The organism is Flavobacterium sp. SP2 (assembly GCF_057626655.1).
On the sequence record NZ_JBVHBT010000003.1, the window covers coordinates 77163 to 93526 of the forward strand.

The window sequence follows — 16364 nt, forward strand, 5'->3', positions numbered from 1 at the left end:
TCAAAAAACTGGGCCGAATTATTAATACACCTCAAATTCCTCATCAAGAGAAATCCTGAATGAGAATATCGCTTTTTGATTGTTAGTAAAGTTAAGTGCTACTTAAACTTTTAAACTTTAAACTTTTAAACAAAAAGAAATGCCTTTATATCATAAATTAGGAGACTTTCCTCAAAAAAGACATACACAATTCGAAAAACCAAATGGCGGATTGTATTACGAACAATTATTTGGAACCGAAGGTTTTCATGGTCATTCATCATTGTTATACCATGTTCACCGTCCAACACAAGTCAAAGAGATTATAAAATCGTATTCGGTAGAGCCAAAAATTGCTATTGATAAAAACATAAAATCATTATTGTTAAAAGGTTTTGAATTAAAACCAGAAGATGATTTTCTAGACAGTCGAAAAGCACTTCTTTTAAACAAAGATTGCACTATTGGACTTGCAGCGCCAAGAAAATCGTTAACCGAATATTTTTATAAAAATGCCGATGCCGATGAAATGATTTTCATCCATAAAGGAAAAGGGAAATTGCGAACCATGATGGGTAACATCTCTTTTGAATATGGTGATTACCTCATTATTCCACGCGGAATGATTTATCAAATTCAATTTGAAACCGAAGAAAACAGATTGTTTTATGTAGAAAGTTTTGCCCCTTTTTATACTCCAAAACGATATAAAAACGAATCTGGGCAACATTTAGAACATTCTCCTTTTTGCGAACGCGATTTTAAATTACCTTCAGAACTTGAAACTCATGATGAAAAAGGTGATTTTCTTGTAAAAATTAAGAAAGAAGGAATGATGCATGAATTTATTTATGCAACACATCCTTTTGATGTTGTAGGTTGGGATGGATATAATTTTCCCTACGGATTTTCAATTCACAATTTTGAACCAATTACAGGAAGAGTACATCAACCGCCGCCGGTACATCAAACTTTTGAAACGTCAACTTTTGTAGTTTGTTCGTTTTGTCCAAGACTTTACGATTATCATCCGAAAGCAATTCCTGCACCTTACAATCATAGCAACATCGATTCCGATGAGGTTTTGTATTATGTTGATGGCGATTTTATGAGCAGGAATAATATTGAAGTTGGTCACATTACATTGCATCCAAAAGGAATTCCTCATGGTCCAGCACCTGGCGCAATGGAACGCAGTATTGGCAAAACAATTACAGAAGAACTAGCCGTAATGGTTGATACATTCAGACCGCTAATGGTGACAGAAATAGCCATGGGATTAGACGATGGAAAGTATTATAAATCTTGGTTGGAATAATAATAAAGTAATAAAATTTTAAAATGAATTATAATAAACTTTCGGCTGATCCAACAGCTTTAATACTTGGAATCATCAGTTTAGTAATTTTGTTTCTAGGATGTTGTTGCGGGTTTTTAGCCGTAATATCACTTGCGCTTGGTATAATAGGATTGGTTTTAGCATCCAATAGTTTAAAAGAATACAACCAAAATCCTGAAAATTATTCGCACCAAAGTAGGCAAAATGTTTACATCGGAAAAATCCTTTCTTTAATAGGAACAATATTAAGCGGCATATTCTTACTTATAATTGTAATATTCATGTTGTTTTATCAAATGAGTTTTACAACATTACTTAAAGAAAAATTTGAAGAAGCTAGGAATAATGATAGACAAACAGATTCTATTTATATCGATAAAGAAATAGATGGAATGTACCAAGAAAAAGACACAACATACACAGATTCTATTACGGTAGATGAAATTAAAAAATAAAATTATGAGTAAAGAAGTAAAATCAGTAGAATACGGATTAGAAAAAATATTTGAAGGAGCGCAAGATTTCCTTCCGCTTTTAGGAACAGACTATGTAGAGTTTTATGTAGGTAACGCAAAACAATCGGCGCATTATTATAAAACCGCATTTGGTTATCAATCGTTAGCTTACGCAGGATTGGAAACAGGAGTTAAAGACAAAGCAAGTTATGTCTTAAAGCAAGACAAAATTAGAATTGTTCTTACAACGCCACTAACGCAGGATTCACCAATTCACGCACATCTTCAAAAACATGGAGATGGCGTAAAAGTTGCAGCACTTTGGGTTGAAGACGCCACATCTGCTTACGAAGAGACCATGAAGCGTGGCGCACGTTCGTTTATGGAGCCAACAGTCGAAAAGGACGAATTTGGTGAAGTAATTCGTTCTGGAATTTACACTTATGGCGAAACGGTTCACATATTTGTGGAACGAAAAAATTACAACGGTGTATTCTTACCAGGTTATAAAGAATGGAAATCCGATTACAATCCAACTCCAACTGGGTTGAAATACATCGATCATATGGTTGGAAATGTAGGATGGAACGAAATGAATACCTGGGTAAAATTCTATGAAGACGTTATGGGATTTGTAAATTTCCTTTCGTTTGATGATAAACAAATCAATACCGAATATTCGGCTTTGATGAGTAAAGTAATGAGTAACGGAAATGGAAGAATTAAATTTCCGATAAACGAACCAGCCGAAGGAAAGAAAAAATCGCAAATTGAAGAATATTTAGATTTTTATGGTGGTCCAGGAATTCAGCACATTGCTATTGCAACTGATGATATTATAAAAACAGTTTCTGAATTGCGTGCTCGTGGAGTAGAATTTCTATCTGCGCCTCCACATACTTATTACCAAGCCATCCCAGAACGTTTGGGAGTTCACATGGATATGATGAAAGAAGACATCAATGAAATCGAAAAATTAGCTATTATGGTTGATGCCGATGAAGATGGCTATTTATTACAAATTTTTACGAAACCAGTCCAAGATCGACCAACTTTATTTTTTGAAATAATTCAAAGAATGGGAGCTAAAGGCTTTGGAGCCGGTAACTTTAAAGCCCTTTTCGAGTCAATAGAGAGAGAACAAGCTTTGAGAGGAACACTATAATTTTCACATAATTTTAAAGATATCGTAAAATACAACGTTGTAGTAACATCATTATTGATAATTAAATGTTAAAGTCAATTTTTTATTGCGAATAACACAACAAAGCATAGTATCTTTGTACCAACAAAAAAGAGAAGGAGTGGTTTCCTTCGATTTTTATATAAGTTTTTCATAATTTATAGTTTTTTGGTTGGTTAATAGCATAAAAACTCAGTCATTATTTGACTGGGTTTTTTTGTTTTTATACATTTGGAACAGAAATTGTATTACAGTTATAAATTCAATTCAAAAAACAAATGAAAAAAGTCATAATAGTCGCATTGTTATTTTTAACTGTTAGTTTCGATTCTCAAAGAGAAAATGCATTTCAAGTAGGCGAGTGGTTTAAGTTTAGAATCCATTATGGACTTATAAACGCTGGTTATGCAACGCTAGAGGTTAAAGAAGCAGTTAAAAATAATAAAAAAGTATACCATGCTATTGGCAAAGGATATACCACAGGAATGTCTCGATTTTTCTTCAAAGTCGATGATAATTACGAAAGTTACTTTGATAAAACTACAGGTCAGCCTTATCAATTTGTCAGAAAAATTGATGAAGGTGGATATAAAAAAAATCAAGAAGGATTTTTTAATCAAACTACCAATAAAGTTTTACTTAAAGATTATAAAAATAAAACCGAGAAAACCTTTTCGGTACCAGAAAACGTTCAAGATATTATTTCAACATTTTATTTTTTAAGAAATCATCCAAATGTTGACAAGCTAAAAGTTGGAGAAGCAATTGCGGTAGATATGTTTTTTGACGATGAAACCACAAAATTTAAGTTAAAATATCTAGGAAAAGAGGATATAAAAACTAAATTTGGGGTTACATCTGCTTTAATATTTCGACCATTGGTTCAATCGGGACGAGTTTTTAAAGAAGAAGAAAGTCTAACCGTTTGGATTTCAAACGATGACAATAAAATTCCAGTAAGAATAAAAGCCAGTTTGGCAGTTGGTTCTATAAAAGCCGATTTAGAATCTTTTAAAGGTTTGAAAAGTCCATTTATGGTAAAAGTTGAAAAGTAATGAGTGAAACAATATCGTCCCAAATACTAGCCGAATTAGAAAAAAAATTTGATGCAATAAACCAAAAAACCGAAACTCATTTGGAAGGTTTATTGTGGTCTAAACCAATCACTTATTGGGATTATATTCAAACTGATGCGCTTTTAAGCCTGCAAACACAACGAACTGTTCTGCCCGATGAAATGGTTTTTATTATGTACCATCAGGTAAACGAGCTTTTGTTTAAAATGATACTTTGGGAAATCAATCAAGTTACTACTTGTGCACAACCCGAGACTACATTTTTTACAGAAAGATTAATGCGTATAAGTCGTTATTTTAATATGCTTACAACTTCTTTTGACATCATGGGCGATGGTATGGAAGTTGATCAATACATGAAATTTCGAAACACATTAACCCCAGCAAGTGGTTTTCAAAGTGCCCAATACCGATTAATTGAATTTGCTTCGACCGATTTGATAAATTTAATAGATCATCGTTTTAGAGCAACAATTGATAGAAATACACCTTATACACATGCTTTCGAACATTTATATTGGCAAGCTGCAGGAAAAGATTATAAAACTGGAGAGAAGAGTTTCTTAATTTTAGAGTTTGAGCGCAAGTACAAAGCCGAGTTTTTAAGAAACATGGAAGCGTATAATACAACCAATATCTGGCAAAAATTTAAAAGCTTACCACAACAAGATCAACTAAACAAAGATCTAATTCAAGCAATGCGTCATTACGATAAGACGGTAAATATTACTTGGGTAATGGGACATCTAAATGCTGCAAAAAAATACATTGAAAGCGGTAAAGGTAATGGCGAAGCAACCGGTGGTAGCGATTGGAAAAAATACATGCATCCCAAATACCAACGCCGTATTTTCTTTCCAGAATTGTGGAGCGAAGAAGAATTGAAAAATTGGGGAGAAGAAAATTAAAATAATATAAAAAACTCATCTTGAGAAAATTAGTAATTATTTTATTGGTGTTGACTACATTTTTTTCTTGCAAACAAGAAGAAGAAGATTTTATTATTGAAGACGTTGAGCCACACAAACCCGTTGTAGATTTTGGGTTTAAATTTGACGATTTTAATGTGCATTATGATACCATTCAAAGTCAAGATACATTTGAAAGAATATTAAAAAAACAAAATCTTAATGGTAAAAGAGCAGCCGACATTATACGTGTTGTAAAAGATTCTTTTTCTACAAACGTAAGATTTAAAAGACCTTATGTTGCCTTGCGATCAAAAGATAAATACAATAAACTTCAATATTTAATTTACCAGCCCAATAGAATTGATTATTATTTAGTTGACTTGACCGATTCAATTATTGGTTTCAAAAAATCAAGACCATTAACTTTTAAGGTTCGAACAGTAGCAGGTGAACTAACTGGACCACTTACAAAAACCCTAAAAAGTCTCAACGTTGATCCTACATTGTCAGGAAGATTAAGTAAAGTTTACGCTTGGTCAATTGACTTTTTTAAATCTAAAAAAGGAGATAAATTTGCCATTAGTTATACTGAACGATACATCAACGATACTATTTACGATGGAATTGATAGTCTTCGTGCTGCTTTTTTTGAATATAAAGGTGAAAAAATTTATGCTTTTCCTTTTGCTCAAGAAAAAAATAGTAAGACAGATTATTATGATGAGAATGGAAAGGCATTAAAAAACTTTTTCCTTAAAGCACCACTGAAATTTGTAAATATTACTTCAAGATTTTCTAAAAATCGATTTCATCCCGTGCAATTGCGATTTAAACCGCACAATGGTACCGATTATGCTGCGCCAACAGGAACTCCTATTATGTCAACAGCTGCTGGAGTTGTGGAACAAGCAGGTTATACCGCTGGAAATGGAAATTTTGTAAAAATAAAACATGATAAAACTTATTCTACTCAATATTTACACATGTCTAAAATTCTTGTAAAAAGAGGTCAACGTGTTAAACAAGGGCAAATTATTGGAAAGGTTGGAAGCACTGGATTAGCTTCAGGACCACATGTATGCTATCGTTTTTGGAAAAATGGTGTGCAAGTAGATGCACTTAAAATGAAACTTCCAAATTCGCAACCAATGGAAAGTCGCAATCTTCCTAAGTTTAAAAATCAAATGGAACCTCTGAAACGAGAATTAGATAGCGTTACAAAAATTAAGTTTCCGAATTTTTAATAGTGCTTCTTTTTTCTTTTAAATTTTAATCTACTATAACGATTTAGCTTGGTTTTGTTTGACAAAATTTACATTTTGGTAGTTTAAAGTTCATTCTTTTATCTAATTTTGCCGTTTAAAATTTAAAAAATGGCATTACAAAATATAAATCCTTCAACTACTAAATCTTGGTCTAAACTTCAGGACCATTTCAAATTGATGCAGCACAACTCTATCAAGGAGATGTTTCTAAATGATGAGGATAGAGTAAAAAATTTCAATATTCAATGGGATGACTTTTTAATAGATTTTTCTAAAAATAATATTACAAACGAAACCATCACATTGTTAGTTCAACTTGCCGATGAAGTTGGACTGAAAAAGGCAATAGAAAGCTATTTTGATGGTGAAGTGATTAATAAAACCGAAAATCGTGCAGTTTTACACACCGCTTTGAGAGCATCAGAAAGCAGTACGATTTTGGTAGATGGAAAAAATGTTATTCCAGAGATTCAATCGGTTAAGAAAAATATCGAAGTTTTTTCTAATGAAGTAATTTCAGGTAAACGAAAAGGGTTTACAGGAAAAGCGTTTACGGATATCGTAAATATTGGAATTGGAGGTTCAGATTTAGGACCAGCAATGGTTGTTGAAGCACTACAATTTTATAAAAATCATTTAAACTTACATTTTGTTTCTAACATTGATGGTGATCATGTAAATGAAATAATCAAAAAACTAAATCCAGAAACAACCTTATTTGTAATTGTATCTAAAACATTTACAACTCAAGAAACACTTACCAATTCTGAAACTATCAGAAAATGGTTTTTACAATCAGCTTCTCAAGACGATGTGGCAAACCATTTTGTAGCAGTATCGACCAATATTCAAAAAGTAACTGAGTTTGGAATAAATGAAAACAATATTTTTCCAATGTGGGATTGGGTTGGCGGACGATTTTCATTATGGTCTGCAGTTGGATTATCTATTAGTTTAGCTGTTGGATATGATAATTTTGATAAATTATTAAAAGGTGCAAACCAAATGGATGAACATTTTAAATCGGCATCTTTTGAAAAAAACATTCCAGTAATTTTGGCTTTAATTAGTATTTGGTACAATAACTTTTTTGGAGCCGAAAGTGAAGCGCTCATTCCTTACACACAATATTTACAAAAATTAGCACCCTACCTTCAGCAAGGAATTATGGAGAGCAATGGTAAAAGTGTGGGTCGCGATGGTAAGCCTGTAAATTATCAAACCGGAACTATTATTTGGGGTGAACCAGGAACCAATTCGCAACATGCATTTTTTCAATTGATTCATCAAGGAACTAAATTAATTCCTACCGATTTCATTGGATTTGTTAAACCACTTTACGGTAATGAGGATCATCATAACAAACTAATGTCGAATTTTTTCGCACAAACAGAAGCTCTATTAAATGGTAAAACTGAAGCGCAAGTACAAGCAGAGTTTGATAAGCAAAATAGTGAGAAATCAAAATCTGACTATTTAAAACCTTTTAAAGTTTTTAATGGAAACAAACCTACAAATACTATTTTGGTACAACAATTAACACCAGAAACACTTGGTTCACTTGTGGCGATGTACGAACATAAAATATTTGTACAAGGTATAATCTGGAATATTTTTAGTTACGATCAATGGGGAGTTGAATTAGGAAAGCAGCTTGCAAACTCCATTTTATCAGAAATTGAATCCAAAACTGTAAATCATCACGATAGTTCTACACAATTTTTATTACGTTATTTTCTCGAAAAAAAATAATTTTTTGTGAGAATATGGAATTAAAACCTCAATTTTGATATAAATTGAGGTTTTTTTATTTTTACTGTTAAAAATCTTAATTTTATTGAATTTTTAAATTAGTTTTTCGTTTTCATTGATAATTAATCAACATATTTTATTTTGTTAACATTTACTTAACTTTAGAAATAGATAAATGTTGGAATTTTGCGGTAAAATTTTAACACAACAAGAAAATGAAAAATTTTAAGAAATGGGCATCACTTAGTATGCTATTTTTATTAGTATCATTTGGTTATTCACAAGGTAATACCAATTCAGCAATGACAGGTAAGGTGTCAGATAAAGATGCGTCTTTACCTGGAGCATCTGTTTTAGCTATCCATACTCCATCTGGTACAAAGTATTCTGCTTCTACAGATGCAGATGGGTATTTTAGAATATCAAATATGAGAACTGGCGGACCTTATCAATTGGTTCTTTCATATGTTGGTTATAAAACCGAAACTTTGGAAAACATTTTTTTATCACTAGGAGAGACTAGTAACAACAATGTAGTTTTAATCTCTGAAGCAAGTGTTTTAGAGGAAGTTGTTGTAAAAACAAAACAAGATAATGTTTTTAACAGCAAAAAAACAGGAGCTCAAACTATTATTGATTCGAGAAAAGTTCAAAACTTGCCATCACTATCAAGAAATATTTCAGATTTTGCTAGATTAACGCCTCAAGCACAATTGAGAGGTGACGATGTAATTTCTATCGGTGGTCAAAATAATAGATACAATGCAATTTACATTGATGGTGCTGTAAATAATGATGTTTTTGGTTTATCCGCTAATGGAACTAACGGAGGGCAAACTGGAGTTAGTCCAATTTCTCTTGATGCTATTGATCAGTTTCAAGTAAGTGTTGCTCCATTTGACGTTAAAATTTCAGGTTTTGCAGGTGGTGCAATTAGTGCTACAACCAAATCGGGTACTAATGAGTTTGAAGGTTCGGCCTATTTTTTCAATAGAGATCAATCTATTGCTGGAAAAACACCTGCTGATTTAGCTGGGTCAAATGCAAGAGAAAGACTTTCAGATTTTAGTGCAAGAACATACGGAGTTAGAGCTGGTGGTGCATTAGTTAAAGATAAATTGTTTTATTTCATCAACTATGAAAGACAAGAAAATGAAACACCACAACCCTTTAATATTGATAATTACACAGGAAATATTGGTATAGCTGGTGGGAATCCTTACAGTGGCGCATTAGCAACTCAACAATTAGATAATTTGGTTTCGTTTTTAGGAACTAATTATGGTTATAATCCTGGTGGATTTAGTAACAATGTACAAACTTTAAGTAGTGATAAATTAATTGCAAAACTTGACTGGAATATAAGCGAGAAGCATAAGTTAGCTTTGCGTCATAGTTTTGTAAAAGCAATAAACATATCTCCAAGTAATTCTTCTGCTAGAGCAATCAACTTTGGTAATGGAGGTGTAGATTTTTCATCTATTACTAATTCAACGAGTTTAGAATTAAATAGCCGTTTTAATAATAAGTTTTCTAATAACTTAGTTGTTGGGTATACAACAGTAAAAGATGATAGAAATCCTATGGGAAGTCCATTTCCAGCATTAGAAATACGTGATGGTAGCGGTACTATATTCTTTGGTTCTGAAGCATTTTCAACATCTAACTTTTTAGAGCAAAAAACACTAACGGTTACAGATAATTTTGAAATTAGTTCTGGAAAACACAATATCACAATTGGTACTAACAACGAATTTTCAAGTTCTAAAAATGTATTTTTTGGAAGAAACTACGGATACTACCGATATAATAGTTTAGCAGATTTCTTAAATAATGCAAAGCCTAATCGTTTTCGTTTAGGATATTCTCTAGTAGGAGGTGAAGGCGATGGTTCTCTTGGTGCTGCTGAATTTGATATTATGCAATTAGGTGGTTATATTCAAGATGAAATGCGAGTAACTGATAAATTTAAATTATCATTCGGATTTAGAGTTGACGTTCCAGTTTGGGAAAATGGATTAGAAAATGACGATTTTAACAACAGAACAATTGGTATTTTAAGTTCAAATGGTAAAGATTTAAAAGGAGCAAGAGTTGGAAAGAAAATTGATAACTATGCTCATATTTCACCAAGATTAGGATTTAATTACGATTTAAATGGTAATAAGAAAACTCAAATTAGCGGTGGTGTAGGTATATTTACTTCAAGATTACCTCTAGTTTGGCCAGGAGGAACGTATAATAATAATGGAGTTACTCAAGGAGCAATTGATATTAATGGGACAACCAATCCACAAATGCCGAGTTTTAATCCAAATCCAAGTGTAAATAGTCAACTTTACAATAATGGTGTAGCTCTTGGACCAGTACCAGGAAATGTAGGAGCTCCAGGACAATTTGGTGGAAATATCGACCTTTTTTCACAAGATTTTAGATTACCTCAAGTATTTAAAGCAAGTTTAGCTGTAGATCAAAGATTGCCTGCAGGATTTACTTTATCTGCTGATATTACTTATAATGATAATCTATCAGCTATAACTTATGAAAATTTAAACTTAGCTGAACCAACACAATTTTTAACTGGTGCAGACAATAGACCAAGATACAGTACAACAAGATTGGATCCTGTTTATCAAGGAATATATTTAGCTTCTAATACAGATAAAGGTGAAGCATACAACACATCTGTAACATTATCAAAACTATTTACTACAGATAAATTGAATGTAAATGTTCAAGGAACTTATGCTTACGGAAGATCAACTGTTTTGTTTGATGCAACTTCTTCTCAAAATAGTTCACAATGGAACAATATTGAAACTGTAAATGGTTCTAATAAAATTGGTGGACCATCTATTTCAGATTTCTCACAAGGAACAAGACTTTTAGGAAATGGAGTTCTAACTTATAAATGGAATAAAAACTTAAAAACTAGACTAGGTTTTTATTATGAAGGAACTGAAGGCGCACCATTTAGTTATGTATACAACGACAACGGAGGAATTTTAAGAGACACATTTTCAGAATCTGCGTTGATTTATGTACCTGCATCACAAGGTGAAATAATCCTTGTTAATGATCCTGTTACCAACTTAACTCCACAACAACAATGGGAAGCGCTTGATTCTTATATTTCTAATGATAAATACCTTCGTACAAGAAGAGGTCAATATGCAGAAAGAAATGGAGATCGTCTTAAATGGAGTCATGTAATCGATATGAAATTTGCACAGGAAATATCTTTTTACAGCGGAAAAAGAAAGCATACATTTGAATTGACTGCCGATATATTCAATTTTACAAATATGTTAAACAAAGATTGGGGTAAAAGATATTTTGCAACATTTGATCAAGTACAATTGTTAGATTTTGTTGCTGTAAATGCTGGAGGAACACCAACCTACAGATTCAATCCAAATGTAAGTGAAACTAAAAATCAGATTGATGATTCAGGTTTAAACTCGTCAAGATGGCAAATGCAAGTTGGCGTGAGATATACTTTTAATTAATCAAATAAAAAGCTTAAACATTTAAAAACTCTTTCATAATTATTGTGAAAGAGTTTTTACTTTTTATATATTTGTTAAAATAAATCTTATTTCTATGTACCATTTTATTCAAAAATTTCATTCAGGTTGGGCTTACTTAGCACTTTTATTACTTTTAGTTGCCGTGGTAAACTCATTTATTGGATATTTATCTAAAAAAGAATTTACCGCTAAAGATAAAAAAATTGCACTCTATGCATTAATCGCTACGCACATCCAATTGGTAGTAGGTTTAATTTTATATTTCGTTTCTCTATTAGGAAAAGCAAGCTTAGGAAACATGAAAGATGCAGCTTTACGATTGACATCTTTAGAACATCCTTTAATTAATATCATTGCTATTGTTTTAATTACAATTGGTTGGTCTAAACATAAAAAAGGAGCTACAAGCGAAGCTAAATTTAAGTCTTTAGCCTTCCTTTATGCAATTGGTTTACTTCTTATCTTAGCAAGAATTCCATGGTCGCTATGGGTTTAAAACAAAAATAATAAGTCCTGAAAAGGACTTTTTTTATCGAATAAGTAGCGTAATTCTATTTCTTAAATTTGATAAAGGCATTATTTTTGTATGTTTAATTTAAAAGTTTCCCAATGAAAAAATATATTTCAATACTTCTTTTTCTTTGCAGCATTTCATTTTTGTTAATTAGTTTTACTATAAATCCACATAAACCTAAACAAGAAGATCCTAAAAAAGCAAAGCAAGAAGAACTAAAAAAGGCTAAAAACGATTCTTTGAAAAAAGAAAAGACAACTTTAGAAATCGCCTCTGATTCTATAATTGCATACAAAGGAAAGTTTAAACCTTACAAGAAAAAAGCACATGCATCGTATTATCACGATAAGTTTCATGGTCGTCGAACCGCTAGTGGAAGAAAATATGATAAAACTAAATTAACTGCCGCGCATAAAAAGTTTCCTTTTGGTACTATCTTAAAAGTAACTAATGAAAGTAATGGTAAATCTGTAATTGTAGAAGTTACCGATCGTGGTCCATTTGTAAAAGGCCGTGAAATCGATTTGTCTAGAAAAGCATTTTACACTATCGCATCAAGTAGTGGCGCTGGTTATATTAATGTAACGTTAGAAGTTTTACAAAAGTAATTACCAGTTTATATAAGGGTTTTGACTAATGTATGAATTGTAATACCGTTCATCGTTTGTCACTTCCTTACCCAACCAATCGGGTTTTACAATCGTTTCAAATTCATGTTCTAGTTCGATTTCGGCTATAATAAGTCCGTTATTGTCGCCATGAAAAACATCAATTTCAACAGTATGTTTTCCTGAAGGTACTTCATATCGTGTTTTTTCGATTACACCTTTTTCACATAGTTTTAAAAGTGCTTTGGCTTCTTCAATTGCAATTTCTTTTTCCCATTCAAATCGTGAAGCGCCTGTTTCATTACCGATGCCTTTTATAGTTAGAAAACCTTTATTACCTTTAATTCTAACGCGCACAGTTCGTTCTGGATGTGAGGAAATATAACCTTGTGCTATTTCATTTTTACATACACTTTGCGCTATGAAATCGGAAGAGGTTACCAAGTATTTGCGCTCAATTTCAATCATCATTTGCTAATTTTTTTCTAATATTGGGCAAGTTAAGTTTTTTTTTGCCTTTTAAAAATGTAATTTTACAAATACTGTAAATGCCTATATAAAAAAGAATGATTAAAAGAATAAAGCCTTCAAAAACAACTAAGATTGATCTTCTTTTTAGAAAGTCAAGTGCTTTGGTTGTAAAAAAGGAATCAATTATAAAACTTGATTTTTTAATTGAATTGGTTGGTCTTTTTCGTCCACAAAAAAAGCAAATCGATACGGTTTCTATTCAATTACTTATCGAATATCTAAAGGAAAACCCTTCAAAATTAATTTTTTTTAAAGAATATTTGGAGGTCGTATTTTCAAAGAAAAAAATTACTAGAATGCTTTCTAATTCTGGCATTTTACAAGATTCTGATTTTTTATTTGAAATTAAAAAAAGAATTTTTGCAAAGTTATTGCCGCATCAACCCGAAAAAGATACTCTAGAATATGTTTTAAATCAAGTGTTTTATAAAGATACCGACAGTGTTTGGATCAATAAAATACCAAAGAATGAGATTTTTGAATTATTCGAATTGCTTAATTTTCATGATATTTATTTGTCGGTTGAAGACTTGAGTCCGCTGCGAGAAATGATGTCGGCGATGACTTTAATTTCTCAACGAATGAGCGGTCGTGCTATGGAAGATGATGTGCTTAAAATGGTTCCTGAATACGAACAGTATGAAAGTCCATTTGCAGCATTTGAAAAAGAATTATTACAAATAGAAAGTACGCTAAAAACGAATTCTTTTCATTACATAACCGATGCTGATATTAATTACAAACAACTTTTAGTCTTACACAAGCAGTGCGAAGATTATGTCGAGCAAGCATTCAAAAATAGTTCTAAATTCGGGATATCATTAAAGGTTAATCAAAGTTTACTTCGAATAAGACAACAATTAGACCGCTTGAAAAATCTATTTCCATTCCTAATTGTAAATGATTCGTTTAGTAAAATTGAAAACTCAATTAACTTGTTCAAGCAATTGGTTCAGCTAAATTGTATCAAAAACAATGTAAGTCAACTCATAAATCAAAGCACACAATTAATTTCATACGAAATTACACAACATACAGCCAAGACAGGCGAACATTATATTACAGAATCGAAGAAAGAGTATTTTGGAATGTTCAAATCAGCACTTGGTGGTGGCTTTATTGTAGGTATTTTATGTGTTATAAAAATGTTTTTTTCACAAGTAGAAACCAGCAATTTTGGGCATGCGTTTCTTTATAGTCTAAATTATGCTTTAGGTTTTATAGCAATTTATCTTTTCGGATTTACATTAGCAACCAAGCAACCAGCCATGACGGCATCTACCATAATTCAGGTTTTAGAAAACGATTCTAATGCTTCAGGAAATAGTAAAAACAAACACAAAGCTTTTGCGCAACTTTTTGCACGATTGTTTCGTTCGCAATTCATAGCATTCGTTGGAAATATTCTAATGGCTTTTCCAGTTTCATTAGGAATAATTTATTCTATAGATTTATTCTTTGATTATAATTTTGCAGAACTAGGCGCGGCTAAATTTATAACCGATTTAAATCCAATATTATCTTTATCGATTCTTCATGCTGCCATTGCTGGTTTTTTCTTGTTTTTGTCGGGAATAATTTCGGGTAATGTATCCAATAAGAACAAACATCACAAAGTATATTACAGGTTGCAAGAACATCCAGTATTGAAAAAAACATTTGGGATTTCGAGAACTATAAGAATTTCAAAATGGTTCGAAAGTAATTGGGCTGGCATAGTTTCTAATGCTTGGCTCGGTATTTTTTTAGGAAGTACCGCTTCGTTAGGACTGTTTTTTGGACTTAATTTAGACATTAGACACATTACATTTGCTAGCGGAAATTTTGCTTTAGGTGTTTATGGAAATCACTTTCTGGTAACTAATTGGACTATTTTTTGGTCGGTATTCGGAATTGGTATTATCGGATTTATTAATTTTATGGTGAGTTTTTTGTTATCATTAGGTCTAGCTTTTAGATCAAGAAATATCCCTGTGAAACAGCTTTTTATTATGAATAAAGCCATCTGGAAGCATTTTATAAAAAAACCATTATCATTTTTTATTCCTTTAAAAGAGCAGTAATTGTATGGAAACTGAAATTGTTTACCGAAAAATAATTCATGTTGATATGGATGCCTTTTATGCTTCGGTAGAACAAATGGATAATCCAGAGCTGAAAGGAAAACCTCTTGCAGTTGGCGGAAGTGAAGTGCGCGGTGTAGTTTCGGCTGCAAGTTACGAAGCAAGAAAATTTGGTGTAAGAAGTGCTATGAGTGGCGTTCAAGCCGCAAGAAATTGTCCGGATTTAATTTTTGTTCGACCGCGATTTGATCGATACAAAGAAATTTCTCAAAAAATTAGAAAGATATTTCACGATTACACCGATTTGGTTGAACCACTTTCGTTAGACGAAGCTTATCTCGATGTTACTCAGAACAAAAAAGGAAATCCAAGTGCTTCTTTAATTGCTCAAGAAATACGAAAACGAATTTTTGAAGAAGTTGGTTTGACGGCTTCTGCAGGAATTTCCATAAATAAATTTGTTGCCAAAATTGCTTCAGATTACAACAAACCTAACGGACAGAAGACAGTTAATCCGAATGAAGTTATTGAGTTTTTAGAAAACTTAGACATCAAAAAATTCTACGGTATCGGAAAAGTAACCAAAGAAAAAATGTACCAACACGGCATTTTTACTGGTAAAGACCTTAAAAGTAAGTCGCTAGAATATTTAGAACATCATTTTGGCAAAAGCGGTTCTTTTTATTTCAACATTGTGAGAGGAATTCATAACAGCGAAGTAAAACCCAATAGAATTTCTAAATCGGTTGCAGCCGAACATACTTTTAATGAAAATCTTACCTCAGAAATTTATATGCAAGAACGTCTTGAGCAAATAGCAAGTGAGTTGGAGCGAAGGTTAAAAAAATACACCATTTCTGGGAAAACAATTACTTTAAAAATTAAATACAGCGATTTTACTACGCAAACACGTAGTAAAACATTGCCTTATTTTATTTCTGATAAAGGTTTATTAGCCGAAACCGCTAAAGAATTATTGTACCAAGAACGAATGAAGGATTCGGTTAGGTTATTGGGTATTTCGGTTAGTAATTTGAATACTGATGTAAAGAAAACTGTTGTAGTTCAATTGCGCTTCGATTTTTAACTTTTATTAATGTAATTTTAAACTATTCATCTGATATACAGTGATTTAAAAATTTTAAAATATTTTTTGAT

At 31.9% G+C, this 16364-nt stretch carries 13 protein-coding genes; 12 read left to right on the plus strand and 1 reads right to left on the minus strand.

Annotation, left to right across the window (positions count from 1 at the left end; all coding sequences use genetic code 11):
- Positions 1-139: 139 nt before the first annotated feature.
- From ACZ098_RS08265 to ACZ098_RS08310, 10 genes are all read left to right on the plus strand, one after another.
- Entirely contained in the window at positions 140-1297 is a 1158-nt protein-coding gene (locus ACZ098_RS08265; protein WP_487311284.1) for a homogentisate 1,2-dioxygenase, read from the plus strand.
- 23 nt (positions 1298-1320) lie between these two features.
- Positions 1321-1773 carry a CCC motif membrane protein gene (locus ACZ098_RS08270; protein WP_487311285.1) on the plus strand — a complete coding sequence of 151 codons (453 nt, stop codon included), beginning with the start codon at positions 1321-1323 and terminating at the stop codon, positions 1771-1773.
- Between the two features lie 4 nt (positions 1774-1777).
- Complete coding sequence (gene hppD, locus ACZ098_RS08275; RefSeq protein ID WP_487311286.1) at positions 1778-2938, plus strand: 4-hydroxyphenylpyruvate dioxygenase; 1161 nt, start codon at positions 1778-1780, stop codon at positions 2936-2938.
- Positions 2939-3234: 296 nt separating this feature from the next.
- The gene (locus ACZ098_RS08280) at positions 3235-4011 is read left to right on the plus strand and encodes a DUF3108 domain-containing protein (protein WP_487311287.1); all 777 of its coding nucleotides are present in this window, start codon (positions 3235-3237) and stop codon (positions 4009-4011) included.
- Positions 4011-4940, plus strand: a complete 930-nt coding sequence (locus ACZ098_RS08285) for a tryptophan 2,3-dioxygenase family protein (protein ID WP_487311288.1) — start codon at positions 4011-4013, stop codon at positions 4938-4940. Before ACZ098_RS08280 ends, ACZ098_RS08285 begins: the two co-directional genes overlap by 1 nt.
- Positions 4941-4960: 20 nt before the next feature.
- A complete protein-coding gene (locus ACZ098_RS08290; RefSeq protein ID WP_487311289.1) occupies positions 4961-6187 on the plus strand; it encodes a peptidoglycan DD-metalloendopeptidase family protein in 1227 nt (408 codons plus the stop codon).
- 129 nt (positions 6188-6316) lie between these two features.
- Positions 6317-7960 carry a glucose-6-phosphate isomerase gene (gene pgi, locus ACZ098_RS08295; RefSeq protein ID WP_487311290.1) on the plus strand — a complete coding sequence of 548 codons (1644 nt, stop codon included), beginning with the start codon at positions 6317-6319 and terminating at the stop codon, positions 7958-7960.
- Between the two features lie 215 nt (positions 7961-8175).
- Positions 8176-11469: a TonB-dependent receptor gene (locus ACZ098_RS08300; protein WP_487311291.1), complete on the plus strand. Its 3294-nt coding sequence runs from the start codon at positions 8176-8178 to the stop codon at positions 11467-11469.
- Between the two features lie 94 nt (positions 11470-11563).
- The gene (locus ACZ098_RS08305; RefSeq protein WP_487311292.1) at positions 11564-11986 is read left to right on the plus strand and encodes a hypothetical protein; all 423 of its coding nucleotides are present in this window, start codon (positions 11564-11566) and stop codon (positions 11984-11986) included.
- Between the two features lie 113 nt (positions 11987-12099).
- Entirely contained in the window at positions 12100-12612 is a 513-nt protein-coding gene (locus ACZ098_RS08310; RefSeq protein ID WP_487311293.1) for a septal ring lytic transglycosylase RlpA family protein, read from the plus strand.
- Here the strand turns inward: ACZ098_RS08310 and ACZ098_RS08315 are convergent, their stop codons facing one another.
- Positions 12613-13080: a CYTH domain-containing protein gene (locus ACZ098_RS08315; protein ID WP_487311527.1), complete on the minus strand. Its 468-nt coding sequence runs from the start codon at positions 13078-13080 to the stop codon at positions 12613-12615.
- A 98-nt stretch (positions 13081-13178) separates the two neighbouring features.
- Here ACZ098_RS08315 and ACZ098_RS08320 point away from each other — a divergent pair, with 98 nt between their 5' ends.
- Positions 13179-15206, plus strand: coding sequence for a recombinase (locus ACZ098_RS08320; protein ID WP_487311294.1), 2028 nt, complete (start codon positions 13179-13181; stop codon positions 15204-15206).
- Between the two features lie 4 nt (positions 15207-15210).
- Complete coding sequence (dinB, locus tag ACZ098_RS08325) at positions 15211-16293, plus strand: DNA polymerase IV (RefSeq protein WP_487311295.1); 1083 nt, start codon at positions 15211-15213, stop codon at positions 16291-16293.
- The last annotated feature ends 71 nt before the right edge of the window (positions 16294-16364 follow it).